Raw genomic sequence first — 26,915 nt, forward strand, 5'->3', positions numbered from 1 at the left:
GCTACTTGCCGGACTGCAGCGCCGTCCAGGTGACCGGTCCGACAACGCCGTCGACAACCAGCTGTCTGGTCCGCTGATAGTCCTTCACAGCGGTCTCGGTCAGCGGACCGAACTGGCCGTCGATGGCGACAGTCCGGCCCAACGCGGCGGTCAGCGACCGTTGCAGGCGGCGTACGGCGACACCGGTCGAGTTCAGGCGCACTGTCGTCTTGTCGCCGGCCGCGAGGAGCGCGGTCCAGGTCGCGGCGCCGACGACGCCGTCCGCGGTCAGACCGACCCTTGTCTGGAAGGACTTGACGGCATCCGTGGTCGCGGCGTCGTAAGTTCCGGACGGTTCATTGGTGCCACCAAGGAGACACTGGGCCGCCTTGACGGCAGAACCTGTCGCACCGGACCGGATCGTCGGGTACGCCGTGAAGTCGACGTTCGTGCTCGCGCACGTCTGCGTGCTGTTCACGAACGCGTTCGCCGCCGCCTCGCCTTCGCTCACCGCATCGGCGGCGTTCTCGATCGGCGACGCCTTGACCCCCGGGAACAGGACGAACGTGACGACCGCGCCGTCGATCCCACCGGTGGCCGGGTTCGGGTTGATGCCGAGCTGTTGCGCCAGCTTGTAGGAGCCCTCGCCGATGATGCCGGTCGGGCCCTGGTCGCCGACGACGGCGTACGCGACCTTGTCCTGGTACACGACCGCGGCCACCGTCGCGCCGCCGATACCCGCGGTCCGGTAGTCCCAGATCGAGCTCGGCAGCGGTACGACGATGAACGGCAGCCCGGCCGAGTTCAGCGGGCGGCCGTCGGACTGCTGCCAGGACGTCTCCGGCTGGAACGACGGGTCGGTGTTCTCGTTGCACTGCGTCGTCCGCTGACCGTCGCAGTCGATGTCGAAGTCCGCGGTCCAGTGCACCGCGGCGCCGGACTTGCAGACGGCGGCCGTCCGGGATCCGCCCGCGTCGTGGGCGTACTTCCCGGTCGACAGCTGCGACTCGCAGGAGGCCCGGGCCCGCAGCTGCTGAGCGGTGGGACCGGCCAGTACGGCGGCCTGGGAATCACGGAGCGGAACTACCAGTGCCAGCCCGGCCAGCGCCAGTGCGAGACAGACCACAAGCCAACGGCGAACCATCGCAACCTCCGAGGGGCGGAACGGAAGATGAAGGTTTTCGCCCATCAATGTAGCTAAAGGAGTAACTTTCCAACAGAGGCGTACCGTGGAACTCACCAGAGGAGGGCGCCATGAGTTTCGACAGGCCCGGTCTGCCGCACCCCGGTCACGAGGTCGATCCGGTGGTCGAGGACACGCTGCGCGAGGAGGGCGTGGAGTTCGCCGCCGACGAGCCCGACGTCCCGGACCACCCGGGCGGCCCGTCCGCCGGCCCACAGCCGAACCCACCACGCCGCCCGCACGCCGCATCACCCCCGGACGCCGCGTCGCACCAGCCCGACGCAGCCCACCAGCCCGACGCGTCACACCCGCACGACGCGCACCCACCGGACACGTCACACGAGGACTGACCCCGCGGTCCGTGCATTACCGTGGCTCCCCATGAGCGGGGATTTCGCATGGCCGTGACGATGCGGGACGTCGCGCGGCAAGCCGGGGTGTCTCCGAAGACGGTCTCGAACGTGATGAACGGGTACCCGTACATCCGCGAGGAGACCCGGACCAGGGTGCTCGCCGCGATCGACGCCCTCGGCTACCGGATGAACATCTCCGCCCGGAACCTCAAGTCCGGGCGGACCGGCATCATCGCGCTCGCGGTCCCCGAGCTCAGCAACCCGTATTTCGCGGAACTGGCCGACGCCGCGATCGCGGCCGCGGGCGAGCACGGCCTCACGGTGATGATCGAGACCACCGGCGCGGACCGCGAGCGCGAGCTGACCGCGCTGGCCCGGCCGCGCGGGCACCTGGTCGACGGCCTGCTCTACAGCCCGCTCAGCCTCGGCCCCGAGGACGTCGACCAACTCAGCACCACCACGCCGATCGTGCTGCTCGGCGAGCGGATCTTCCACAGCCCGGTCGACCACGTGATGATCGACAACGTCGCCGGCACGAAGGCCGTCGTACGGCATCTGCTCGACCAGGGCCGGCGGCGGATCGCGGTGATCGGCATCCGGCCCACCGAGGGCGTCGGCACCGCGGGGATCCGGTACGGCGCGTTCGCCGACACGCTGACGGAGTACGGCGTACCGGTGCTCGACGAGCTGGCGGTGTCGGGCGGGAAGTGGCACCGGTCGAGCGGGGCCGACGCGATGGAGGAGCTGCTCGCCACCGGGCGGCCGTTCGACGCCGTGTTCGCGCTCAACGACACCCTCGCACTCGGCGCGATCCGGGCGCTCACGGCGCACGGTGTGCGGATCCCGGACGACGTGGCGGTGGCCGGCTTCGACAACATCGACGAGGCCAGTTTCAGCAGCCCGACCCTGACCACCGTCGACCCGAACCGGGGGCACATCGCCCGGATCGCGGTCGATCTCCTGGTCCGGAGAATGTCCGGCGACGACTCCGATCACCAGGAGATCGTCGCGCCGTACACGCTGCACACCCGCGGCTCCACACTCGGCACCAACTGACCTCTTGACGGTCCCGAAGCGCGCGTGCGATCTTTCTACACCGATGTAGTACACCGATGTAGATCCGTGCTCCACCCCGCCTGGAGGACAGATGCCCCCACCCCTTCCACGCCGCCGCGCCGTCCTCGGCGGCGCGCTTCTCGGCGCCCTCGCCCTCACCGGCTGCGGCACCTTCTCGTCCCGTCCCAAGGTCCGCGAATGGAACCTGTTCGGCGGCGGCGACGGCGCCCGGCTGCTGCAGATCCACCAGCAGTACGTCGCCGAACACCCGGACGTCGCGTTCGAGGCGCACACGCTCGCCTGGGGCCCGCCGTTCTACACGAAGCTGGCGATGTCCGCGGCCGGCGGCCGGGCACCCGAGGTGGCGACCCTGCACCTGTCGCGGCTCAAGGGTTTCAGCCCGACGACGATGCTCGACCCGATCCCGACCGACCTGCTCGAGGCGGCCGGCATCCGCGAGTCGGACTTCCTGCCGGAGACGTGGAACCGCTGCGTCGTCGACGGCAAGCTGTACGCCGTACCGCTCGACCAGCACCCGTTCGTCCTCTACTACAACACCGAGATCTGCCAGAAGGCCGGGCTGCTCGGCGCCGACGGGAAGATCAAGCCGGTCAAGGGCGTCGACGCGTTCCTGGAGATGCTGACCGCGGTCAAGGAGACCACCGGCAAGTTCGCCGCCTCGGTCGAGACGACCAACCCGTGGCGGATGTGGTGGACGCTCTACGGCCAACTCGAGGGCAAGTTCTTCAGCGACGACGGCAGCCGTCTCGAACTCGACGACGCCAAGGCGCTGGAAGCCCTGCAGCTGATGGCGAAACTCGCCGCCGACGGCCTCGTCCCGCGGTCGGCGAACTACCCGGCGCTGGTCGCCCAGTTCACCAACGGCGACGCCGGCCTGAGTTTCAACGGCGAGTGGGAGGTGACGACGTACCAGACCGCGAAGATGCCGTTCAGCATGGCGCCGTTCCCGGTCGTGTACGACGTACCGAAGTTCGCCGGGGACGCGCACACGTTCGTGCTGCCGCGCCAGTCGAACCGGAACCAGGACGACACGAAGGCGACGGTCGAGTACATCGCCTGGATGCTGAAGCACAGCGCGGCCTGGGCCGCCGGCGGCCACATTCCGTCGTACCAGCCGGTGGTCTCCAGCCAGGAGTACCTGAGCCTCAAGCCGCAGGCGGAGTACCGCAGCGTCGCGCCCGACGTGCTGTTCGACCCGGACGCGTGGTTCAGCGGATCCGGCGCGCAGTTGCAGGAGGAAGCCGGCGCCGCGTTCAGCGGGGTGTTCTCCGGCCAGGCGACGCCGCAGGCTGCGCTCGCGCAGTTCAAGGCCGCCACCCAGACACTGCTCGACACCCCGTCCCCGGTCTGACAGGAGGTCCTCATGGCCGTGCAGACACCAACCCGGGCCACAGCCGGGGCGCCGACGCGGTCGGCGCGACCCGAGACCGGGCAGCCGTGGAAGGAACGCTGGGCGGGGCTGTTCTTCGTCGCGCCGTTCCTCGTGCTGTTCGCCGTCTTCCTCCTCTGGCCGACGTTCTCAGGCCTGTGGAACAGCTTCTTCAACACCAGCCTCTCCGGGATCAAGGGCGAGTTCCTCGGGCTGCAGAACTGGCGGGAGATGTTCAACGACCCGGCCGTCTGGTCGTCGCTGAGGAACACGCTCGTCTTCACCGCGATGAGCACACCGCCGCTGGTGGTCATCGCACTCGTGATGGCCCTGCTCGCCAACCGCAAGGGCCTGCTGGGCTGGCTGTTGCGGTTCTCGTACTTCGCTCCGTTCGTGCTGCCGGCAACCGTCGTGTCGCTGATCTGGGTGTGGATCTACCAGCCCGGCTTCGGCCTGGTGAACGGCCTGCTGACGGCCGGCGGGTTCGCCGAGATCGACTGGCTGAACACCGAGAACCGGGCGATGCTCGCGGTGGTGATCACGACCGTCTGGTGGACGGTCGGGTTCAACTTCCTGCTCTACCTGGCCGCGCTGCAGGGGATTCCGGCGCAGGTCTACGAGGCGGCCGCGATCGACGGCGCGAACGGGCGGCAGCAGCTGTTCCGGATCACGCTGCCGCTGCTCAGCCGCACCACCGGCCTGATCGTCGTCCTGCAGCTGGTGGCGTCGCTGATGATCTTCGACCAGATCTACCTGATGACCGACGGCGGGCCGAACTACGCGACCCGGCCGATCGTCCAGTACATCTACCAGAACGGCTTCACGAACTACCGGATCGGCTACGCGTCGGCGATCTCGTACCTGTTCTTCGTGATCATCGTGATCATCTCGGTGCTGCAGTTCAAGCTGTTCTCCGGCCGCAAGGAGGCTCGCGGATGAGGACCTCGTGGAGCTACCCGAAGGTGGCGAGCACCGTCGGTGCGGTGATTCTCGGCATCGTCTGGCTGGTGCCGTTGCTGTGGGCCGTGAGTACGTCGCTCAAGCCCGAGCCGGAGACCACCCGGACGCCGATCACCTGGTTGCCCGAGGCACCTACCGTGGACGCGTACCGGAGCGTCGTCGACCAAGGCGACCTGATCCGCTGGTTCCTGAACAGCAGTGTCGTCGCGGTGCTGGTGACGGCGCTGACCCTGCTGGTCTCGGTGCTGGCGGCGTACGGGTTCTCGCGCACCGAGTTCCCGGGCCGGCGGCTGCTGTTCGGGCTGATGATCGCCGGCATCCTGGTGCCGCCGCAGGTGCTGATCGTGCCGCTGTTCCAGGAGATGACCAGCCTCGGTCTGGTCGACACGTACTGGGGCATCGTGCTGCCGCAGGTGGTCGCGCCGGTGATGGTGTTCGTGCTGAAGAAGTTCTTCGACGGCGTCTCCCGCGACTACGAGGACGCCGCCCGCGTCGACGGCGCCTCCCGCTGGCGGATCGTCTGGAGCGTGATGGCGCCGATGTCCCGGCCGATCCTGGTCGCGGTCGGCATCTTCACCTTCATCGGGGCCTGGAACAACTTCCTCTGGCCCTTCATCGTGACCACCGACCCGTCGATGATGACGATCCCGGTCGGTCTCGCCAACGTGCAGGGCTCGTACGGCCTGCGCTACGCCCAGATCATGGCCTCGGCCGTGCTGGGCGGCCTGCCCTTGCTGATCGTCTACGCGCTGTTCCAGCGCCAGGTGATCCGCGGCGTCGGCGACGCCGGGATCAAGGGCTGACGTCCACCACGGCGACCAATACTGACAGGAGCAACCTGGTGCCCGCTGCCAACCTGACCATCGATCCGGCCTTCACGATCGCGCCCGTGAACCACCGGACCTTCGGAACCTTCGTCGAGCACATGGGGCGGTGTGTCTACACCGGGATCTACGAGCCCGGCCACGCCACCGCCGACGAGGACGGTTTCCGCAAGGACGTCCTCGAACTGACCCGTGAACTGGGCGTCTCCGTCGTCCGTTACCCCGGCGGCAACTTCGTCTCCGGCTACCGCTGGGAGGACGGCGTCGGGCCGCGCGCCGAGCGGCCGCGGCGGCTCGACCTGGCCTGGCACAGCGTCGAGACCAACGAGTTCGGGCTGGACGAGTTCAGCCGCTGGTGCGCCAAGGCCGGCGTCGAGCCGATGATGGCGATCAACCTCGGCACCCGCGGCGTGCAGGAGGCGCTCGACCTGCTCGAGTACACCAACCACCCCGGCGGTACGACGCTGTCCGACCTGCGCGAGCAGCACGGCGCGTCGCCGTACGGGATCAAGCTGTGGTGCCTCGGCAACGAGATGGACGGGCCCTGGCAGATCGGGCACAAGACGCCGGCGGAGTACGGGCGGCTCGCGGCCGAGACCGCCCGGGCGATGCGGATGATCGAGCCGGACCTGGAACTGGTCGCGTGCGGCTCGTCGTCGTCGAAGATGCCGCTGTTCGGGACCTGGGAGCGGGACGTCCTGCGGGAGACGTACGAGTTCGTCGACCACATCTCCTGCCACGCGTACTACGGCAACGACGACGGCGACACCGCGTCGTTCCTGGCGTCCGCGGTGGACATGGACCACTTCATCGACTCCGTCGTCGCGACCGCCGACCACGTCGGCGCGGAGCTCAAGAGCAGCAAGAAGATCGGCATCTCGTTCGACGAGTGGAACGTCTGGTACGGCGAGCGCTCGCGGCGGACCGACGGACCGGGCGACCAGTGGGAGGTGGCGCCGCGGCGGATCGAGGACGAGTACAACGTCACCGACGCGGTGGTCGTCGGCAACCTGCTGATCTCACTGCTGCGGCACAGCGACCGGGTCGCGGTGGCCTGCCTCGCGCAGCTCGCGAACGTGATCGCGCCGATCATGACCGAGCCCGGCGGCGCGGCCTGGCGGCAGCCGACCTTCCACCCGTTCGCGATCACGTCCCGGCTCGCGGCCGGTCAGGTCCTGCGGATCGAGACGGACTCGCCGACCGTCAGCACCGCGCGGTACGGCGACGTCGCGGCGGTCGACGCGGTGGCGACGTACGAGGACGGCCGGGTCGCGCTGTTCGCGGTCAACCGGTCGAGCGAGGGCCCGGTCGAGGTCACCGTCGACGTCAGTCGCGCCGGTGTGACCACGCTCGACGAGGCCGTCATCGTGCACGACGAGGACCCGCTCGCGACCAACACAGCGGCCCAGCCTGAGCGCGTCACGGCACAGGCCTTCGAGGGCGCTCGGCTCGCCGACGGCAAGCTGACGCTGACCCTGCCGGCGATCAGCTGGACCGCTGTGTCGCTGTCGCGCGGCTGAACTGGGTCAAGAAGATGCCGGGGGCAACCTCTACGCGTCCCGTCTCGGTGTAACCGCGGGACTTGTAGAGGTTGACCGCCGGCGTGTTGGCCGTGCCGGTCGACACGATGCTGACCGGGCGCGGCTCGGCCTGGTCGAGGTGATCGAGGAGCGCGCGGCCGTGGCCGCGGCGGGCGTGCGCGGGGTCGACGATCAGGCGGGAGATCTCGACGGTGCGGTCGTCGGGGAGCTCGTACGCCAGAGCACCGACGAGTTCCGTTCGGTCGTACCGGCCGAGCCAGAGCTCGGTGGAGGACATCAGCCCGGCAAGGTCCTCCTGGAGCGGCGGGATGCCGTCGAAGCCGATCAGCTCGGCCTCGACGGCGTACGCCGCGTGCTGGATCGCGAGCAGCCGCTCGGCGAGGGCGCGGTCGGTGACGTCGAGCGGCGTGATCACGGACGCCAGGTTACGCGGCCTTCCAGTACCCGAGGGACTTCACGCGGTGCTTCGGGATCGCGAGGTCCTTCAGCACGTACGACGTCAGCGTGCGGGTGGTCGCGGTGTCGCACGCGATCCAGACGTAGGTGTCCGGCGTGACGTGGTCGCGCAGTTCGGCCTTGACCTTCTCGACCAGGTCCGGCCGCGGCACGGTGCGCAGCTCGTGGTGGTCCTGGATCCGGAACGGCAGCTCGCGATCGGCCTCGTGGGTGGTCTCGAACCAGATCGTGGCCGGCAGGTTCGGCGCGACCGCGAGCAGCGAGTTGATCGCCGGCAGCGAGGCCGGGTCGCCGACGACCAGCATCCGCGGCGGCAGCGGGTCCGGCACCTCGAAGCCGGTCCCCTGCACCGTCGCCTCGATCGTGTCACCGGGCTCGGCCTTGCGGGACCAGTCGCTCGCGCAGCCGTCGTGCAGCGCGAACTCCAGGCTGAACGTGCCGGCCTCGACGTCCGGGTCGACCAGCGTGTACGCGCGCTGGTGCGGCTTGCCCGCGTTGTCGAACCAGAGCCGCACCCACATCGTCGGGTGCACGCCGAGCGCCCGCAGCAGGCCGCCGTCGGTGAAGTGCACCCGGCGGTAGCGCTCCGTGACCTGTTCGGCACCCGTCACGGTGAAGACGAAGTCCTTGCCCCGGAACAGCTTGAGTACGACGCCTTCCCAGCCATGCCCCACGATCGACCTCCAGCGAGAATTGCACTTGTCGGGACGGATTGCTGCCGCGTAAGTTAGCGCAGCCTAACCTAATTAAAGCGAGGGGATGCTGTGAACGCGAGGGTGTTCCGGGACACGTACGGCGTACCGCACCTGCAGGCCGGGGATCCGCTCGCGTTGGTGTACCTCCAAGGCGTGAACGCGGCCCGGGACCGCGCGTGGCAGATCGAACTGGAGCGCCGCCGGTACCTCGGGACGAGTGCCGCGTTCCTCGGCGCGGAGGCGGTCGGGTGGGACGTCTTCGCCCGGCGGGCCCGCCTGGCGGACACGGCCCGGCGCTGCTTCGAGTCCCTTGACGAGGACACGCGCGAGTGGATCACGGCGTACGTCGAGGGTGTGAACCACGCGCTGCCGGGCGGGGCCGCGCGGGCGCCGGAGTTCGCCGAGACCGGGCTGACGCCGCAGCGGTGGGAGCCGTGGGCGCCGCTCGGGATCTGGCTGGCGGTGCACATCCTGTTCGCGGGGTTCCCGACCAAGTTGTGGCGGACGCACGTCGCGGAGCACTTCGGCGACGAGGCGCTCGAGCTGTTCAGCTCCGAGGGGCCGCACGGGTCCGGGAGCAACGGCTGGCTGATCCCCGGCACGCACACCGCCAGCGGGCAGCCGATCATCGCGGGCGATCCGCACCGCTACATCGAGAGCCCCGGCGTGTACCAGCAGATCCGGCTCACCTGCCCGGAGTACGACGTACTCGGCCTGGCGGTGCCCGGGGTACCAGGGCTGGCGCACTTCGGGCACACCGGCGGTGTCGCGTGGGCGATCACGAACGCCATGGCCGACTACCAGGACCTGTACGCCGAGCAACTCCGTCGTACGGCGGACGGGGTCGAGGCCCTCGGCCCGGACGGCTGGAAGCCGGCCGCCACGCACACCGAGGTGGTCGAGGTCGCCGGCGCGGAGCCGGTCGAGGTCGAGGTGATCGAGACCGAGCGCGGCCCGATCATCCAGGACGGAATCAGCCTGCGGTACCCGCCGCGGGTGACCGGGAAACTGGGCTTCCAGGTGCTGGCGAAGTTGCTGCGGGCAACCACCGTGGCGGACGTCGACGCGGCGGTCGACGAGTGGGTCGAGCCGGTGAACGTCGTCCTGGCCGCCGACACCGCCGGCGGTCTGCTGCACCGGACGGCCGGGGTGGTGCCGCGGCGCCGCCGGGAGAACATGCTGCGCGTCGTACCGGCCTGGGAACCCGGGCACGAATGGGACGGCTGGCATGAACTGCCGCGGGCGGACGTCGACGGGCCGGTGGTGATGGCCAACGCGCGCGAACTGGCTGCTCCGCTGGGTGTCGAGTTCGCGGCGCCGCATCGGGCCGACCGGATCCGTGCGCTGCTGAACACGCGCGACGACTGGTCGATCGACGACATGCCGACCATCCACCGCGACACCTTGCTGGGATCAGCGGGTTCGGTCCTCGACCTGTTGACAGATCTCGACGACCTGTCCCCGGAAGCGGTTGCCCTGCGCACCGAACTGCTCGCGTGGGACCGCCGCATGGACGCGACCAGTACGACGGCCTCGTCGTACGCCGCCGTCCGCAAGGCGCTGGTCTCGCGGCTCACGGACCACTTCACGAAGCTCGAGAACGCCGATGTCGCCGAGCTGTTCGTGCCGTGGATGGACCCGCTCACACACGTCTCGTACGCGCTGGAGAACCTGCTCGCCACCGACCTGCTGCCGCAGGTCAACGTCCGCTGGCTGGCGCGCGAGGCCCTCGAGCAGGTCGCCGCCGGCAAGCCGCGGCCGCCGTGGGGCGAGACGCATCAGCTCGCGCCGCTGCACGCGTTGCGCGGCCCGGTGTTCGCGCCGGGCGAGGAGCCGATCGACCTCGGCCTGTCCGGCGACCATCACTGCGTGATGTCGACGTCGAGCCTGCCCGGCCTGACCGACGTGTGCATCCGGGCGTCGGCTGCTCGCTACGCGTGGGATCTCGCGGATCGGTCCGCGAGCCGGTGGGTGGTGCCGCTCGGCGCGTCCGGGGTCCTCGGGGATCCGCACCATCACGACCAACTGCCGCTGTGGCTGGGCGGATCGCTGAAACCGACGAACGATCCGGTGGTGCGCGAGGATCGCGGCTACGAGGTGTCGGTCGACGGGTTCGGGAGGGTGCGGATCGAGGAGGCCGATCCGGCGCGCGACCTCGACCTGATCCACGAGTGGGTGACGGCGGAGCGGGCCGTGTTCTGGGGCATGGGGTCGTGGTCGCGGGAGGAGATCGCGCGGACGTACGAGTTCCTGGACTCGGTGCCAACGCATCACGTGTACGTCGTACGGCTGGACGACGTACCGGTCGCACTGCTGCAGACGTACGACCCGCAGGCGGACCCGGCGGGGGCGGCGTACGACGTCGAGGCCGGGGATCTCGGGGTGCACCTGCTGATCGGGCCCGGCGAGGCGCGGCCGGGGTTCACCGGTCACCTGGTGGGCGTGCTCGGCCGGTTCGTGTTCGACCACCTGGGCAACCCGCGCATCGTGGTCGAGCCGGACGTCCGCAACACGCGCGCGATCGAGCGCTTCCACCGGTCGGGTTTCGTCCTCGGCCCGGAAGCGACGATCACCCAACCCGACGGAACGACCAAGACGGCACAGTTCGCCTTCCTGTCCCGCTAGGTCGGCTGGTAGGTGTTGCGGACGATCTCCAAGCGGTCGAGCTGGAAGCGGCCGGGCTCGGCGTCCCGGACGGCGCGGCCCTCAGGGGTCCAGAAAGCCTTGGCCGGTACGGTGGTCGCGCCGGCGGGGACGAACTTGATGACCTCGTCGACCGCGGCCCGGGCGAGGTGGAGTGCCTGGGCCGCGGTGGCGGGGTCTTCGGGCAGTGCGGAGGCGAGCTGATCGGCCAGAGCCATCCAACGGCCGGCGTCGATCAGCTGGGACGGCTCGTCGCCGCCGAAGTGCGGGTAGTCGCCGGCGGTCTCGCGCTCGGGTAGTCCGAACGCGTACTCACGGTCTGCGCCGCACCCCGGACAGGTCGCGTCGTACACGCTCACGAGTTCGCCGTCCTGGAGCCCGGTCGCGTGCTGCCAGTCGGCGTCGAGCGCGCCGCAGGCGCAGGCCGTCAGGTCGAGGTAGAGGCGTGCCTCGTCGCGGGTTCTTGCCACGGGCAACGTCATGAGGATCTCCATTTCCCGGACTGGCGCTGAGCGCGCTGGATGGCGAGCAGCACAGCCGCTCCGCTGTGGATCGGCCTCCATGATGACGGGCCGGGCGGCGTCGGCGGGAGGTACGAGGCCGGAGCGAGGCTCTCGTAGTCGTGGTGGTGCAGCGTCAGATACGCGCGACCGGTGGCCGCCGCGGGCAGGTGGGTGGTCGACCGCCGACGAATGGCACCACCGGCCGTATGACGGTTGCGGGTGATGGTCAGGTCGTAGTCGACGCGGACCCGGACCGTCACCAGTTGGCCCTTCTCGAAATGGCTGCGCTCGATCCGCGCGCCGCGAAGGTCGGTCGCCGCGTCGGACACTTGGTCGCCGACGGTGCCCGATCCGCTGACGGCGTCGGCGGAGTACGTCCCGGACGTGTTGACCGGAAGCAGACGCCCGGTGCTCGTGGTCGTCGACGCCGTCTCCATGTGCCGATTGACCTCACCCAGCTCGCCCTCGAACGGCTGGGTGACGACCTCGACCGCGGACACCCGCGCGCGGATCGTCACCTCGACCGTGTCCTGCTTCGTGCCGGGGACTTCGAGCGGCGCGAGCGTGAGCCCTTCCGCGGATGCCATCCGGCTGAACCCGGCGTTCCGCGCCGACGCCGACAGCTTGTGCTCCAGCTCGGTCCGATGCAGCCGTACGCCGTCCGCGCCCAGCGCGTCCTGATCCGCCAGCGCGTCGGCGACCACGTCGAGCAGATCGGCGCGACCGTCCGTCGGCCCGACGCCCTCGACGTGGTAAAGCGATGGCAACTCGACCTGTTCCGGCACGGTCAGCACCGGCGGCATCTTGTTGCTGAGCGCAACGGTCGGGATCAGCTGCACGAGCTTCCCGGTCAGCTCCCGCGACCTCGTCACCACGGACAGCCGCGGTGACGCCCGCCGGCCGAGCGGGGTCCGCGTCGGCGCCGCGGCGTCGTGCTCGACCTCGATCCGCAACCGCAGCCGCCGCCCGACCCGGGTCATGCCGTCGAAACCGGCGATCCGCTCCAGGCGCGTGACCTGGTCGCCGGCACTCGTCGACGTACCCTCCGTGCGATCCGTGGCCGCAGAACCCGAACGCGTCGCGTCGACCGCACCGTCCACGCCGAGACCGGTCGACCGGCCGCTGCTCCACGACCGGGTCCGGTCGCCGTACAGGTACCGCTGCAGGATCCCGACCACGTCCTTCGCCTCGCCGAGCTCGTGGGCGTCGTCCACGAACTCCGCACGGATCCGCAGCGTCACCTGCTCCGCCGACAACTCTCCCGGCCGCCCGACCGGATAGCTCCGCACGAAACCACCCGGCCCCAGCATGTCCTCCAGCCGTCCCCACCATCGCTTCCCGGCCAGCTCCACGAACAGCGCCTGTGCCAACGCCGGGTCCTGCGCCGGGTCGACCCCGAACTCGGTCCGCAGTACGTCGTACACCTCGGTCAGCAGGTCCTGGTCGAGCTCCGTGCTCTCGATGAGGCTGAACCCGAGGTGCTCGCGGTGGTGCGCTGGCAACTCGAGCTTCGTCGGCGGCTGGTCGCGCAGGATCAGGTCCAGCCGGTGCTCGTACGATCTCGGCTGCGGACGCGGGCTCGGCCGCAGCTTCGCGGCGAGTGCTTGTGCGGTGTGCTCCGCGGACAGTGCCGGTACGGGCGTCCCCGCGCGGCTGGCAGCGGCGAGATCGGCGCGGTAGCGGGTGATCAGGGCGGTGGCCGCGCGCCGGTCGAGTTCCAGGGTGCCGTGCAGGAAGCGTTCGACGGCGTCCGCGACCTGGTGGAGCGGCAGCGCGAGTTCCTGCTGGGCGTAGAACCGGAGCGCCTCGCGTTCGGCGAGCTGGAAGACGGTCCCGGCCTTCGCGTCGGTCGGCTGCTGGCTGCCGACGGCCAGCGAGACCTCGGCGTCGGCGGTGAACACGTAGTGCCGGCCGGTCTCGATCGTCAGCCGCTCGACGCCCCAGATGTCCAGGTTCGCGCTCCCGGTCGAGCCGTTGCTGCCGAGTGCCGCGGTGAATCCGCCGCCTGTCGAGTTCTCCGAGACGCCGGCCGACGCTTGGGCGCTGCCGCCGTACGACTGGCCGACTCCGGAGCCGTGGCTGCCGAGGGCGAGGTTGATGTCGCCGCTGACGCCTTCGGTCACGGCGACCAGTTGCGCGTTCTGCAGTCGGCCGGTCAGCGTGACCGGGATCCGGCGGGAGACGCCGGCGATGTCCGGGACGAGCAGCGTGGTGTGGTAGCCGGTGCTCGTCCACTCCGGATGTGCGAGCAGGTTGCGCGGGTTGAGGAAGGCGCCGAGCTGCTGGAGCGCGGTCGCCTCGTTCCTGATCGCCTTGGGCAACTTCGCGGTGAACTCGGCGGCGGTGAGCGCGAGCAGGTTCATCCGCTGCAGCACGGACGGGCGTACCAGGCCCGACGGTGGAGTCGCCGGCAGCGCGGCGTCGTACGGCAGCAGGTCGCTGTCGATCAGGAGACGTGCGGTCTCGTCCGGTGCGCTGGTGTGGAAGGTCGTGTCGCCTTCGGAGACCGTGAGCGTGTGCTGGACCTCGAAGACCGCGACGGGTGAGGTGCTCTCGACCAGCGTCACCTGGTTGACGGTGCCGCCGGTCATCCACGCCAGGACTCGCCCGAGCACCTGCCGGCCGTACGAGAGCGATGCCCTGCCGTCGAGACCGCTCGTCGAGCTCATGGCCAGTGGATCGGCACGCCACGGCCACACCTTCGACCGCGAGGAGGTGCGGCCGGCGGTATCGGAGCCGATGTTGAGCAGTACGACGGCCTCGTCGGTCGTGACACCGATCGGTTTCGAGGCGTGCGGCTCGATGCTGATCCGCAGTACGACGGTCTCGGTCGCCTGCGTCGTCCGCGGATGGATGAGCGTGACGAGGATGCCGTCGCGGGTGGCGATGTCGTACCCGGCTTCCAGGCGCTCGGTCGAGAGTTGCTCGCGGAGTTCTTCGAGGTTGCGCAGCTGCGCGTGCCGCTCGATCGGATCGGTCGAGAGCTGCTTCAGATCGGGGTTGCCGTTGGTGTCCAGCGGCGGGACGAATCCGCGACCGGCCAGCCGTTTGACGATCGCCTCGAACGCGGCCCTTCCACCGGTGACGTCCTGGATGTTCCACGGGCCCGCGGTGTTGAGCCGGCCGTTCGCGTCCTTGGCCCAGGCGGGGAGTTCCAGCTTGCGGCCTGGCACGGTGGCGTTCGGGTCGACGTCGCCGTCGACTCGGCGACCGCCGTCATGGACTGCGGCGCGATCGACCGGCAGCCCGTGCCGGTACGCGTCCCGGACGCGCACCCGCGCCACGACCGTGCTGTCGCCGGGCGTCGTCGCTGCCTTGTCGTCCAGTACGACGGTCACCACGTGGTCGAGCACCATCCGGTACGCCTGCGTCGGGCCGACGAAGCGGTGCACGCCGACGTGGATCGACGTACCGCCTCCGGAGAGCGCGTCCGACCGGCTCGCCGAGCGGCCGCCGCTCACCGTCGGCCCGACATCGGTGCCGTCCGGGTCGACGTCCTGGAGCGCGGCGCCGTCGTACCCGGCCTTGGCCGACACCGCGGTCGCGGCGCCGAACGCCTGCTGCGTACTCGTGCTGCTGAACCCGATCCGCACCGACTCCTGCCAGTGCGTCGTGCTCTGCGTACCAACCAGCTCGACGCTTTCGTACCTGATCCTGGTGCTGACGGCGACATGTCCCACAGGTTTGCCGTCGACGGTCAGCGGCCGCAGTACGGCGTGATCGGTCGAATCGGCCAGGCGGCTCGGGAGGTCGTTGGTCAGTACCGCGTGGAGTTGTTCCTCGACCTGGGTGCGGCCGTTGCCGAGTTTGGTGAGCCGGTCCGCGTTCGCCTCGATCACGTCGTCGGTGAGTTTCTCGAGGCCGTCGATCGAGGTGAGGTGGTGGGCGGGCAGCCGGCCGTTCGCCAGGTCGAGGCGTCGCTCGGTGTCTTGCGCGGGGTCGACCGTGTACGCGTGCGAGACCCAGGCGCGCAGCTCGGTGGTGTCCTTCGGATTGCCTTCGTCGACCGTTTCGGCCTGGGTCCAGCCGTGGGAACGGTCCTTGCGAACGTCGAGAGTCCAGGACGCCTTGCCGGTGTAGAGGACGGACTCGCCGCGGTTGTCCTCGACCGCGCCGGTCTGCGCGTACTCGGCCGCGTTCCCGGTGACGCCACGGGTGCGGCCGCCGCTGAGTTCGCCCTTCAGCGTCAGGTCGCCGAGCCAGGGGTGGTTCGTGGCCGTGCCGACCAGCTGCAGCAGTGCCTTCATCGGAACCGCGAACGCCCAGCCGAGCTTCGACGTCGCGGCCGTCGCGAGTCTGCGTCCGCCCTGCGGGAACAGGCCGTTGATGATCTCCGACGCCTTGACCTTCGGGTCGCCTACCTCGACGAGCTCGTCGACGCTCAGTTTGACGCGGAGGTCGGCGCGGCGCTCGGTGCCGACGCGCAGTACGACGCCCTCCCCGGTGAGGACGCGGCCGAACTCGGCGCTGAGCAGCTGCTGGAGTTGGGTTGTGGTGAAGCGCTGGTCGATGCCGTGGGCAACGAGGATCGCGTTGATGCGTTCGGTCAGTGCGGTCAGGTGCGGCAGCGGGCCGGACGGCTGCATACTCGGCAGCGCGGCCCTCGGTGGTGCGAGACCTTCGAGTGCGGTCTGGTACGACGCCATGTCTTGCGCGAGCCGGTGTGCTTCGGCGGCGAGGTGGTCCGGGGCTTGTTGGAGGAGTTGGGCGTAGGCGTCGCGGGCGGCGACGAGTTGCGCGCGGGCCTGGTCGTATCTGTTGGCGACGTACTCGTGCCATGCGGCGACCGCTGCTTCTGCTTCGTCGGCGGACTCGTGCTTGCTGCTGATCAGTTCTGTGAGGGCGGCGATCGTGTCGTCGAGTGCGGAGAGCTGTCTGGTGATCGCGGCCTTGAGCTCTGCGCGTGGGTCCACAGGGATCGGTGAGTCCCACGGGAGGGTCGGCGGGACCGCGCCACGTTTGCGGATCGCGTTGACGAGCCCCTCGATGTCTCGCCGGAGCTCTGGGGTGTCAGCGGCCGCCCATCGGCGCTGGAGGTAGCGGAACTCGTTGTACTGCGCGTCAAGACAGGCGTTGCGGCCGTTGCCTGTCAGCCGGTTCCAGAGGCGCCGGATCGGGCCACCGTCCGGAGCCTTGATCTCCTGCAGGGTGTGGCTGAGCTCGTGTACCCAGGCCCGCGTCAACTGACTGTCCGCGATCCCGGGCGCGAACGTCACCACATGCGGATCCTGCGCTGTGCCACCTCTCAGCTCCGTGGCAGCAACGCGTCCGCGCCGCACCCGGCCGACCTGCACCCGGAAGTACTGCGGGCCATCAGTGCCGGGAACGACCACCAGCTGCCCGTCGACCGTTGGATCGCCGGTGGCGAGTCCGCCGAGATCGGAACGGAGTACGCCGCTGATCGCCGCCAGGACCCGGCCGACGGTCAACGGCCCCTCGGCCGACGGCCGCCCGTCCGCGACGAACCTGGTCCCCTTCACCCGAGGCGCATGCGTCCGCCGCCCGCTCCCCCTGTCTGCCTGCTCCGCCGCCTCGTCCACCGAGCCCGCGAGATCCTGCCCGCCGGCAAGCTCCTGAGCCCGCCGCGCCACCTCCGCAGCCCCAACCCGCAGCGCCGCCCCCCGAAGCACCTCCGCAGCCGCCTGCCCAACAGACACCTGCCCGGAGGCCGGCTGCGTGGCGGGGCGGGCCGGGGGCATTTGCTGGGGGTTTGCACCGAGGTTCTGGACGTCTACGCCGAGGTGCTCGGCGAGGCGGCGTACCGCTTCGGCGGCGAGGGCTTCCTGCGGGAGTCCTGCGGCGGCGAGTTCGGCGGTGATGCGCGTCAGCACCTCGGCGGGGACGACGACCTGAGCACCATCGACCGTCAGGCGGACGCTTCCGTCCTGCAGGTGGATCCCGTCGAGACCGGCGATCACGGCGCCGAGAGCAACCGCGGGCACACCACGCGGCGACCGCAGTACCTGGTTGTCGAGGGCAACAAGAAGCTCCGAGAGTGACAAGTTCTCGTGCAGGGCCTGACGCTCGGAGGTCGTCTCCTGGACCTGTGCGTCGACCACCAGCCGGCCGTCGACGACCCGCAGGCGAAGGTTCACGGCGTGCCCGTTCGCGATCAACTGCTGGACGCGTTGTTCCAGCTCGGCGAACTCCGCCTGCGGAATCAGCACCCCCGGCGGGATCAACGCCCGGGCCCGGTCGCGCGCGAACGCCCAGTCGAGCGGGATCCGCGGCAGCGCTTCGGGCTTCCCACCACCCGGGTTCGGAAGCAGCTCCGGCGCAAGCACCTCCCGCAGCTGGAGCACCACCTCGTCGGCACGTCCCGCCGTACCGAAGCTCCACCTGGCCCGGTTCGCCGACTCGTTGGACGCCACCACACCCGACACCGGCCCGGCGGCCGGATCGTAGGCGGCCGGCGTCAAGTGCTGCTCGTCGGGTTGGCGGTGGCGGCCCGGCGCGGACTGCTGGTCGGTGATCATCTGCCGCACGAGCCGTCGTACGTCGGCCGGACCGTAGACATCGCGCGCGTCCACAGTGGCCTGCGGGTCGACGACCTCCACCGTGAACTCCAGCGGATCCACCGTGGCATGCCGCCCGGCAACCTTCGTGACCGCGACCTTGACCTGATACCCGGCCCGCACCAGCTGCACCCACCGCGCTTCCAGAGCACTCAACGCCTGCGGATCTGCCACAAGCTCGGCAGGTAATGCGGTCGCCAGCCCGGTCTTCGTGACCCTGAACTCCACGCTGTCGCCGACGCGTCCGAGCACGCCCCCAGCGGTTGCGGTGACGGTCGGCGCCGCGCCGGTCACGGGTGGGGTGGTCAACGGCTCCGGGGATGTGGGGTTCGGGGAGGTCGGGCCGGTGCCTGGTGGGTTGGTGTCGGGCCGGTTGGCCGGACTGACCCCGGGCCGCGGGAAGCCGCCAGGGAGGTCGGCGTCGTGGAGGAGCTGCTCATACGCCGCGATGTGCTCGTCGAGTTGTTGCTGGACGTGGGCGCGCGATTCCGCCGTACCAGCCGCCGCGTGCGCATCGACCGCGTCGGCGGCGCGGACGATCGCCTCCAGCGCGACCAGTCGATCCTCCAGCAGCGGCTTGCCGGCAGGCTCGCCGAGCATCCGCGCGAGAGCGCGTCCCGCGCCCGCACGAACCTGGTCGGTCGGACCGCCCGTGAACCGCCGCCCGCGATCCGGCGACACCTGCCGCAGGTCCGGGAACGCCCTGGTCGTCCCGTCCTCGTCCGCGATCGCTTCGTACAAAGCGATCGCGTGCGCCAGCCGCCCCCGGGCCGCCTCGACGTCCTGCTCCGACGACTCCGCCCAGTCGAGCGCAGCCGCCAACCGATCGATCCGCGCCAGCGCCTCGACCCGCTGCGTGCGCACGTCGCGATCCTGCGTCGGCGCGACGTTGTCCAGGTACGCCAGCTCCGCCGCCGCTCGTACCCGATCGGTGTACTCCGGATCGCCCGGCCGCACGTCCACGGCCCGCGCCGGCGCGACCAGCAGCTCGCGTACTTGCTGGATCTGGTCGAGCAGCTGCGCGACGAGGTACTTCCCGATCGCCGCCTGCCGCCCGAGATCGCGCCGATCGACCGACTGCTTCGCGAGATCTGCCGTGTTCAGCTCCTTCCGCCGCAGCTCGGCGCGGCGGAACAGCATGCGCGCGACCGGCGTACCGGTCACCCCTCCGACGGCACCGGCCAGCGTGACGACCACGCTCACGTGGTCCAGGTCGAAGATCTGGTCGAGGAGCAGTACGCCGCCCGCCGCGCCGACTGCCGCGAACGCGACCTGCTGGAGATACACCCAGTACTTCGACTGTCCCCGCGGCCGGGCACCGTCCGGCTGGGCAGGTGCGACGGGGAACTTCGCCCGATCGGCCACTCGGTCGGTGAAGTCGACCCCGGGCCGATGGTCGGCGACCAGCGCCTGCAGCTGCCGGAGAGCAACGTCGACCTGCTGCAGGTGATCTGTCAGTACGTCGAGCAGCGCCTGGCCGCGGACCGCCTCGCGCTGGGCGTGATCCCAGTTCTTCTGCGCGTCGCCGGCTGCTTCCTCGAGGTTGACGAAGATCTTGTCGCCGACGGCGCCGAGCAGCAGACCGGTGACGGCCGGCCCGATCACGTTCACGAGGCCCTCGGCGAACAGGTCGAGCTTCCGGGCGAACTCCGTCGGATCGTTGTCCGCGACGGGATGCGCCGGATCCTGGTTCTGCGTCGAGGCGACGTGACTGAGCAGCCGGCGTGCCGCGGCCGTCACGTTGTCGATCGCCTGGGCGCCGGCGTGGACCCCGAATCCCGGCGTACCCGGTGACGGGCGGGTCGCCGGATCGCCGGTCGTCTGGACGGGGGCTGCGGTCGGCCCGGCGAGCTGGGCCCGTAGGTTCCCCAGCTGCGAGCGGTAGTCCTGCAGCAGCGCAACCAGCTGGTTCTGCAGGTTGCCGGAGTCGGCGAGTTGCTTGCGGACAGTGCTGTCCACACGACCGAGGCGGAAGTCGAACTTCTTCATATCGACGAGCCGCTCGGCCAGCGACTTCGCGGCGGCCGACATACCGATGACGATGACCGCCGACATCGCCGGGATGCCCGCCACCGTGAGTGCGGCCGCGGTACCAGTTGCGGCGAGCAACGGTACGGCGTGCCGGACGACGTAGTGCACCTGCTTCGTTGCGCGCGGCAACTTGCCCTGCTGGTCGGGCGCGGACGCGGGGGCGCCGTCGAGCAGACCTCGCATGCCGGGGTAGTCACGGTCGCGGACGGCGCGGTCGGCGTCGTACGCGGGTTGCCTGCCGGTCTCCTTGCGCGCGTCGAGCCAGCGTTCGGTCACCGCGCCGACGAGCGAGTTGACGATCGTCGGGACCGACAGCGCGATCCCGGTCACGATGCTGCCGGTCGCGAGGTAGCCCGCGGAGCCGATCAGCACCGCGGACAGGACCGAACTCCGCAGCGACTTCACCACGTACGCCCGCGCCGCCGGCCGATCGTCCTTGACGGACCGGCGATCCGCGAACCGCTCGGCCATCGCCTGGTCGTCGCGACTCAGCAGGGTGTGCAGCAGCTCGGAGTTCGGCTGCTGCTGACCGAGACTCATCGAGGCGACGAGGGAGGCCATCAACTGGCGGATCTTGCGCCGGCGTCCGGCGGACGTGGTCGTTTCGTGCTCGGCGGCGAGCGCCCGCGCCTCGGCGAGCGCACCGTGGTCCTCGGCCTTCAACAACGGATCGAGCGCAGGGTCACTCTCGGGCCTCAGAACGGGGGTCTCCTCAATACCCGCCAGCTGCGCGGGCGACGGGGCGAGCGCCGCGGCCGCGGTCTCGGCGAGCACCCGCGCCAGGACCTGCGGAACCTCGCCGAGCACCATCCGATCCGACAACATCACCTCGGCGACGGGCGTCGAATTGTCGGTCTGCGGTACGGCGACATACTCAGCGACGGTCCGCGGCCCGAGCGGCCCGACCCGCACATGCAGAACGTAGACCCGCCCGACCGCGGCCGTAACCTGGTAACGGTTAGCACCGAGCTCGACAACTTCGCGGATGTTCGCGGCCTGGTGGACAGCCGGCAGCAGGATCGCGCGAGCCGCCTCGACCCCCACCAACAACCAACCAGGCAGGAACCGGTCCCCGCGCGCCTGTTCCTGGCTCGGATCCTCGGATCGGACCGGCGCGAACTGCTGAGGGTCGTCCAGCACCCGCCGCCCCGACGCCGCCTCCACCGGCCCACCGTCAACCACCCCATCACGCCCCACCGGCCGCTCCCCCCGCCCTGCCCGAGCCGGAGCCGGGTCCGCAGGACTGCCCGGCGGAGCCGGAGCCGCGGACCTGTCCGGTCGAGCCGGGGCCGCGGACCTGTCCGGTCGAGCCGGGGCCGCGGACCTGTCCGGTGGAGTCGGGGCCGCGGGCTTCGGGGGCGGGGCGGGGTCGGCCGTGCGGGCGACGGTGGGACGGATGCGGTCGGCGAGTTCACCGAGACCTGTGCGCCGGTACGTGACGCTCTCCCCGGTCGACGGATCGGTGACCTGGGCCGTTGCCTCCAGCCACTTCGAATCCGGATTCATCGCGAAGGTCAGCTCGACCTCGAGCCCTCGCCGTACGGCGGCCTCGACCGCCTCCGCAAGGCGCCCGAGATCCTGCCGCGGCACGCGCGCCTCCGCGGAGAAGACACCCGCGCCGGCGCCCCGGAGCGCACCCCGCCCCGCAAGCATTGCTTCCGCGACCAGCCGCCGCGCACCACCCGCGGACCGCCCGGCACCGCGCGCAGACGGCCCGGCTTCGGGTGCGGATGGTTTGGTGGCGGGTGGTGGAGGGAGGTTGCGGATTCGGAGTACGAGCTCGCCGTTGTCGCCGGTCAGCACCTCGTTCCGGCGCGGCGGCTGTGCTCCCTCCGAGGTCAGCGCAGGCTGACGAGAACCGTCCCCGGTCGCAGCATCGGGGCGTGTTCGCGGTCCGTCGTCAGCGCCGTCCGGGTCGTCCCGGCGGAACAGTTCAGTTCCACGGCGCGGATCCGCACGTCCTGGTTCGTGCCCTCGATCCGGAGGACCATGCCGGCCCGGACCGCCCCGCCCTGGATCCTGCCGGGGATCACGATGCCGGGCCGGCTCGGCAGGTCGAACGTCGCTTCGATCGTGAACCTGATCATGTGCTCGCAACCTCTCCACCGCGGGCGCCTCGCTCGCCCGCGCCTCGCGCTCCAGCTCCGGTACGTTGTCCGTGGCGACGCGGCCCGCCCGGAACTGATCGGCATGCGTCTTCTCGTGCGCGAGCGTCGCCGCCAGCGTCTCCCGGTCGGCGAAGCTCGCGGGCCCCAGCCGGACCTGGATCGTGCCGTCGTCCAACTGCTGCGCGCTCGCCATCGCACCCAGGTCGTCGAGATACGCGTACTCGGCCGGGTCGTCGAGCAGGACGACCTCGATCCCACTCAGATCGACCCCGGCCGCCGCCGCGACCTCCTCGACCGTCGCCGCCGTACGTTCCAGCCCAGCACCGTTCTCGGCGGCTTCCTGGTTGATCCGATCCCCGTTCGGATGCGTGTGGTCGTGGTCGGCGTGCTGCGCCGTACCGGCGGGATCGGCGGCGCCGACGGCGGGGCTGAGGTCGTACTCGGTGACCGCGATCCCCTTCGCCTGAGCACGGTTCGGCAGCATCTCGACCTGGGCCTTGACCACGAAGTACTGGAAGTTCCCGGCGTCGAGGGCGGCCTCCATCCGGGCGGCGATGCCGGGCTCGTTGAGCTGCCCGGGGCGCTGCATCATCGCGTCCAGGATGCTGCGGACGTACTCGCGATGGCCCTGCTCGTACGCCCTTCCGTCGCGGCCGCGCCGACTGCCGAGCGCGCCGTGGACGCTCTTCGCCTCGACGGCGGCGAATCCCAGGATCCGGCCGCCACCCATCCGGACGTAGATCTGGTCGAACCGCCCCGATCCGCCCATCGACCTCACCGGCACCCGGAGGATCTCCTCACCCGGGTACTGGTTCTCGAGCCAGCGGATCATCACGCGGGCGTAGGTTTCGCCCAGCGCCTCCCCGGTCTCCTGCGGCCGGAGACCGGTGGCGTCGGTTGCCTCGTCCAGCAGTTCGCGGAACTCCTCGTCCGACAGCTCGCCCTGAGCCGCGCGCTCCGCTTCGGTCGGCAGGACGTCGGCATGGGTCCACTTGCCCATGCTCTTCATCCAGCGGTCCGTCGCCCACTGGAGCGTGATCCGCTCGTCGCCGGTCAACCTCAGCGCGGGATCGTCGAAGCGCGCGTCCGTCCGCTTGATCGGGCGACTCGGCACCACCTCGACCGGCGCGAAGTCGCCGCCCTGCAGGTAGGCGAGCCCTGGAACCTGCATGTCGACGACCGTTCCGTCCGGCGTCGCGACGCTGAACGTGTCCATCGCCGACCATCGCTTGACCCTGCCGGAGGGCTCACCGGTCGCCTTCGAGACGTCGGGCGTCTGGTAGTACCGCTTGCGCATCGCGACCGCCGCCGGGGTGAGGCGACCGTCCGCCGTACGCTCGTTCAGCGCCCGGACGAACGCCTCCAGCGCAGCGGACTCCACCGACTGCCCGTCCGCCGGCGACACGGGGACCACATCGTCCGGCGATCCTTCAGCGGAAGGACCGACGGACCGCGTGAGGACGACGCCCGGTTTTCGGGGTCCGCTCGTGTCCAGGGAGATGGATTCGACGTCTGGGACGAAGTCGACGGTCGGCAGCATCGCAAACGCCTGACCGGACCCAGGCACCACAGCCGCAGGACCTGACTTCGGCACCCCAGCAGCGTCCACGGCCCGTCCGGCACCAGCGTCGACAGCGGAGTCGGCGGGCCCGCGTTCGGCGAGCGCTCGTTCGGCGGGCGCGTGTTCGGCGGTCTGGTCGTCGCTGCCGTCTTGCTGGTGCCGGAGCGGCCCGTCGTCCGTCGGATCCTGCGAACCGGCCTGCTGCGCCGCAGGTACGACGTCTCGCTCCGAACTCTCGCCGTCGACGGCCTGCGCCGCCTGTCCCTGCCCCGCTCCGGAGGCGTCCGCAGAGTTCACATCCACGCCGTCGACGTCCTCGGCCTTCGCACCCGTGCCATTCGCGCTCGACGAATTGGTGTCGGCGGCGTTCGCGCCCGCGGCGTTCGCGTCCGCGCGGTTGGTGTTTGCGGCGTTCGTGTTTGTGGCGTTGGTGGGTGACCCGTTCGCACCGGTCGGGCCTGTGCCGGGGGACTTCGGCCCCGGCACGTTCGCGGGCAGTGGGGTCGCGCCGTTCGGGTTCGCGGGGTTGGGGGCTGTGGCGTTCGCGTTGAGCGGGGCCGTGGTGTTCGCGCCCGTCGGGTTGGTGTTCGCGGGGGGCGAGCTTGTGGTCGTGAGGGTTGGTTGTTGGGGGGTGGCCGTTGTCGAGTTGGTGGAGTGCGTGGGGGGTGGTTGGGCAGTGGTCGGCTGAGTGGGTGTGGGACCGGTCGTGGGCGAGTTCGCCGCGGTGGGCTGTGGGGTGTTCGGTTCGGCAGAGGTGGGTTGAGCTGCCGACGAAGTCGGGGCGTCGGTCGTGGTGCGGTCGGTTGATTGTTGGGTGGTGGCCGGCTGGTGTTCTTGCGCTTCTTCGTGGGCGGCTTGTGGCCCGGGCTGGCGGGACTCGCGATTTTCGTCGGTGGTGTTGCCGGCGTGGGACGTCCGTTGAGCAGGTGTGTGGTGGTCGCTGTCGGCAGCGGCTGGAGCGCCCGCCGATCGTCCGGCGCCGGCCGGCGACGAGTCCGAGGCACTCCCGGACGAACCAGCGCCCGAACCAGTAGCCCCGTGGCCGGACGCACCGGACGCACCGGACGCACCCGAGGATCCGCCGGATCCCGGCATGCCCGAGCCCGCCGTACCCGAGCCCGCCGTACCCGAGCCGGCCGTACCGGAGTCGCCCACGCCGGAACCAGGGACGCCGGAGCTGACAGGGTTGGAGCCGAGTGGGCCGGAGCCGGATGTTTCGGTGCCGGACGAGCCGGTGGTGTTGATGGCGGGAGTGGGGCCATGCGGGCCAGCAGGTGGGACGTAGGGGTCCATGCCCAGCCTCATGCGCGCCCAGTCGCTGGTTGCCTGGCCGGTCATGTCGCCGGTCTGTACCGCCGCGATCCGGCCCGCGCCCAGCACGCCGGCGTTGAAGCCGCCGGTCAGGATCGCGTGGGCGTACTTCCCGGGATTCATCAACGTCTCCAGGAAGTTGCCGTCAGCAATGGACTGCGCGGCGGTACTGGAAACGGGCGACGAGATGCTGTTGACCACGAAGGCGTGCGCGCTCTGCTGCATCAGCTGCTTGCCGCGATCCCCGACCCGGAGTACGTCGGCCAGCCGGCCCGCGGGCGTGGAGCCGATCCGGCCCACCCGGCTGAGGCCCCGCCCCAGCGGTTCACCGATGACCCCGGCGCCGCCGGAGATCATCACCTGCCGCCAGTCCATCCCCTCCGGGCGGAAGCCGCGGTGGATGTCCAGCTGCTGCCCGACGACGTCGGTGATGCTCTCGTCGACGAGTTCGGTCGCGAGCTGACCGCCCAACCGCCGCAACGCCTGCGCCCCGGCCAGCTCCCCACCGTGCCCGAGCAGCCCGGCCGCGCCCCGGATGATGCTGGAGAAGCGCTCCGCCAGCGACGCCACCAGCCGCCACCGGAAGAAGTCGCCGATCCCGGGCGGCAGCGCGAACGTCGCCGCGAAGAACGCGACGTTCATGATCAGCTCGGCGTAGATCTGGTTCTTGATCTGCCCGACCGTCCGCGCCAGGTCCCAGCACATCTGGGCGACTTCCCGGAAGGAGTCGACCGCCGACCCGTACCCCTGCGGACCCAGATTGGTGGCCAGGTTCGAGTGGTACAGGATCCCGCTGGCGTCCTTCCAGAGCCCCGGCAGCAGGTTGTTCTGGCCGGCCGCGGCCGTGATCGTCTCCTGCATGGCGAGCTCGACCTTGTGCCAGTTGTCACCCATCCGCTGCGCGGCGTCCTCGTCCGTGCGCGGCCAGATGTAGGCGTCGGAGAACTTCTGCAGCCACGTCCACAGCTCGCAGCTCGGCTCGGGAATCACTCGAGCCTGCGCAACCGGTCGGCCTGTTGACGGGTCAGCTCCATGTACAGCAGCACGATCTTGTTGCCGTTGGCCCCCATGGCCTGGAAGTTGTGCTCGGCTTCCTGCGCTACCTTCTCCAGCTGCGGCTTGATCCTGTTGTACCGCTCCCGGAACCCGGCGCTCAGCTCGTCCAGCCCGGTCCCGACCACCGCCTCGTCGGCCGCGATCGCCGGCGCCGCCGCGGCCCATGCCGCGCCGATCACCTTGCCGGCGTCGGCGATCCCGGCGACGGCGGCGTTCGTCTCCGCCGGGTACATGTCCACGTCGCCCGCCCCGCCGAAGCTGATCGGCCGCGGCGCCTCACTCACCGCACACCGCCCGACCCCGAGCGCAGCTGGCTCAGGAACGGCCCGAACGCGAGCCCGGACGGCCCCGGCTCCGCGGTCGTCAGGTAGCGCGCCAGGTCCCGCCGGACCTGTTCCTGCGCGGATTCGTACGCCGCGTTCACCGCCGCGCGGATCTGTTCGGCGAGCGCGTCCGCGTCCTGGGTGCGGTAGATCCGGGCGTCGAGGTCGAGCTCGACGAGTTCGCCGTACACGCCGACCGTGGCCTCGACCAGTCCGTCCGGCGACTCCGCGGTACCGGTCGTGCCGGAGACCGACTCGCGGATCCGCCGGGCCTCGCGGTCGAGTTCCTCGAGCTGTCCGAGGCGCGCCTCGTCGCCGGTGCGGTCGTGCCCACGCATGCTCATCGCGCCTCCCTCGGCCGGAACGTGCTTGCAGTTTCCGGCGCGCGGCCCGGCGCCGGACCGGGGTGACCTCTTCCGGCCATCGG

At 70.5% G+C, this 26,915-nt stretch carries 14 protein-coding genes; 7 read left to right on the forward strand and 7 right to left on the reverse strand.

Annotated elements, in window-relative coordinates; all coding sequences use genetic code 11:
- Window position 1 precedes the first annotated feature (1 nt).
- Complete coding sequence (locus ABN611_RS08140; protein ID WP_350279183.1) at window positions 2-1,123, reverse strand: peptidoglycan-binding protein; 1,122 nt, start codon at window positions 1,121-1,123, stop codon at window positions 2-4.
- A 110-nt stretch (window positions 1,124-1,233) separates the two neighbouring features.
- Between ABN611_RS08140 and ABN611_RS08145 the strand changes: the two genes are divergently transcribed.
- The 6 genes from ABN611_RS08145 to ABN611_RS08170 all read left to right on the forward strand — a co-directional run bounded on the left by ABN611_RS08145 (window position 1,234) and on the right by ABN611_RS08170 (window position 7,265).
- Window positions 1,234-1,512 carry a hypothetical protein gene (locus tag ABN611_RS08145; RefSeq protein ID WP_350279184.1) on the forward strand — a complete coding sequence of 93 codons (279 nt, stop codon included), beginning with the start codon at window positions 1,234-1,236 and terminating at the stop codon, window positions 1,510-1,512.
- 48 nt (window positions 1,513-1,560) lie between these two features.
- Window positions 1,561-2,571 (forward strand): LacI family DNA-binding transcriptional regulator, encoded by a 1,011-nt coding sequence (locus ABN611_RS08150; protein WP_350279185.1) that lies wholly within the window; start codon window positions 1,561-1,563, stop codon window positions 2,569-2,571.
- Between the two features lie 91 nt (window positions 2,572-2,662).
- Window positions 2,663-3,943 (forward strand): extracellular solute-binding protein, encoded by a 1,281-nt coding sequence (locus ABN611_RS08155; RefSeq protein ID WP_350279186.1) that lies wholly within the window; start codon window positions 2,663-2,665, stop codon window positions 3,941-3,943.
- Window positions 3,944-3,955: 12 nt separating this feature from the next.
- Window positions 3,956-4,900, forward strand: a complete 945-nt coding sequence (locus ABN611_RS08160) for a sugar ABC transporter permease (protein WP_350279187.1) — start codon at window positions 3,956-3,958, stop codon at window positions 4,898-4,900.
- Complete coding sequence (locus tag ABN611_RS08165) at window positions 4,897-5,724, forward strand: carbohydrate ABC transporter permease (RefSeq protein WP_350279188.1); 828 nt, start codon at window positions 4,897-4,899, stop codon at window positions 5,722-5,724. Before ABN611_RS08160 ends, ABN611_RS08165 begins: the two co-directional genes overlap by 4 nt.
- Window positions 5,725-5,762: 38 nt before the next feature.
- A complete protein-coding gene (locus tag ABN611_RS08170; protein WP_350279189.1) occupies window positions 5,763-7,265 on the forward strand; it encodes an alpha-N-arabinofuranosidase in 1,503 nt (500 codons plus the stop codon).
- On the opposite strand, the gene ABN611_RS08175 is transcribed toward ABN611_RS08170, so the two are convergent.
- Window positions 7,231-7,701, reverse strand: a complete 471-nt coding sequence (locus ABN611_RS08175) for a GNAT family N-acetyltransferase (RefSeq protein WP_350279190.1) — start codon at window positions 7,699-7,701, stop codon at window positions 7,231-7,233. The two genes, ABN611_RS08170 and ABN611_RS08175, sit on opposite strands and share 35 nt — an antisense overlap.
- Window positions 7,702-7,711: 10 nt before the next feature.
- The gene (locus ABN611_RS08180) at window positions 7,712-8,416 is read right to left on the reverse strand and encodes a siderophore-interacting protein (protein ID WP_350279191.1); all 705 of its coding nucleotides are present in this window, start codon (window positions 8,414-8,416) and stop codon (window positions 7,712-7,714) included.
- 90 nt (window positions 8,417-8,506) lie between these two features.
- Between ABN611_RS08180 and ABN611_RS08185 the strand changes: the two genes are divergently transcribed.
- Window positions 8,507-11,062, forward strand: coding sequence for a GNAT family N-acetyltransferase (locus ABN611_RS08185; RefSeq protein ID WP_350279192.1), 2,556 nt, complete (start codon window positions 8,507-8,509; stop codon window positions 11,060-11,062).
- On the opposite strand, the gene ABN611_RS08190 is transcribed toward ABN611_RS08185, so the two are convergent.
- The 4 genes from ABN611_RS08190 to ABN611_RS08205 are packed head-to-tail and all read right to left on the reverse strand — an operon-like array spanning window position 11,059 to window position 26,832.
- Window positions 11,059-11,562: a hypothetical protein gene (locus tag ABN611_RS08190; RefSeq protein ID WP_350279193.1), complete on the reverse strand. Its 504-nt coding sequence runs from the start codon at window positions 11,560-11,562 to the stop codon at window positions 11,059-11,061. The two genes, ABN611_RS08185 and ABN611_RS08190, sit on opposite strands and share 4 nt — an antisense overlap.
- On the reverse strand, window positions 11,559-26,099 hold the full coding sequence (locus ABN611_RS08195) for a hypothetical protein (RefSeq protein WP_350279194.1): 14,541 nt from the start codon (window positions 26,097-26,099) through the stop codon (window positions 11,559-11,561). The genes ABN611_RS08190 and ABN611_RS08195 overlap by 4 nt, the downstream gene beginning before the upstream one ends.
- Window positions 26,096-26,449, reverse strand: coding sequence for a hypothetical protein (locus ABN611_RS08200; protein WP_350279195.1), 354 nt, complete (start codon window positions 26,447-26,449; stop codon window positions 26,096-26,098). The genes ABN611_RS08195 and ABN611_RS08200 overlap by 4 nt, the downstream gene beginning before the upstream one ends.
- Window positions 26,446-26,832, reverse strand: a complete 387-nt coding sequence (locus tag ABN611_RS08205; protein ID WP_350279196.1) for a YbaB/EbfC family nucleoid-associated protein — start codon at window positions 26,830-26,832, stop codon at window positions 26,446-26,448. Before ABN611_RS08205 ends, ABN611_RS08200 begins: the two co-directional genes overlap by 4 nt.
- Window positions 26,833-26,915: the final 83 nt, after the last annotated feature.

This window comes from Kribbella sp. HUAS MG21, assembly GCF_040254265.1.
Taxonomy (GTDB): Bacteria; Actinomycetota; Actinomycetes; order Propionibacteriales; family Kribbellaceae; genus Kribbella.

Coding starts and splice junctions, on each gene's coding strand:
- ABN611_RS08140 (WP_350279183.1), bottom strand. CDS start 1,123: ATGGTTCGCCGTTGGCTTGTGGTCTGTCTCGCACTGGCGCTGGCCGGG.
- ABN611_RS08145 (WP_350279184.1), top strand. CDS start 1,234: ATGAGTTTCGACAGGCCCGGTCTGCCGCACCCCGGTCACGAGGTCGAT.
- ABN611_RS08150 (WP_350279185.1), top strand. CDS start 1,561: ATGGCCGTGACGATGCGGGACGTCGCGCGGCAAGCCGGGGTGTCTCCG.
- ABN611_RS08155 (WP_350279186.1), top strand. CDS start 2,663: ATGCCCCCACCCCTTCCACGCCGCCGCGCCGTCCTCGGCGGCGCGCTT.
- ABN611_RS08160 (WP_350279187.1), top strand. CDS start 3,956: ATGGCCGTGCAGACACCAACCCGGGCCACAGCCGGGGCGCCGACGCGG.
- ABN611_RS08165 (WP_350279188.1), top strand. CDS start 4,897: ATGAGGACCTCGTGGAGCTACCCGAAGGTGGCGAGCACCGTCGGTGCG.
- ABN611_RS08190 (WP_350279193.1), bottom strand. CDS start 11,562: ATGACGTTGCCCGTGGCAAGAACCCGCGACGAGGCACGCCTCTACCTC.
- ABN611_RS08205 (WP_350279196.1), bottom strand. CDS start 26,832: ATGAGCATGCGTGGGCACGACCGCACCGGCGACGAGGCGCGCCTCGGA.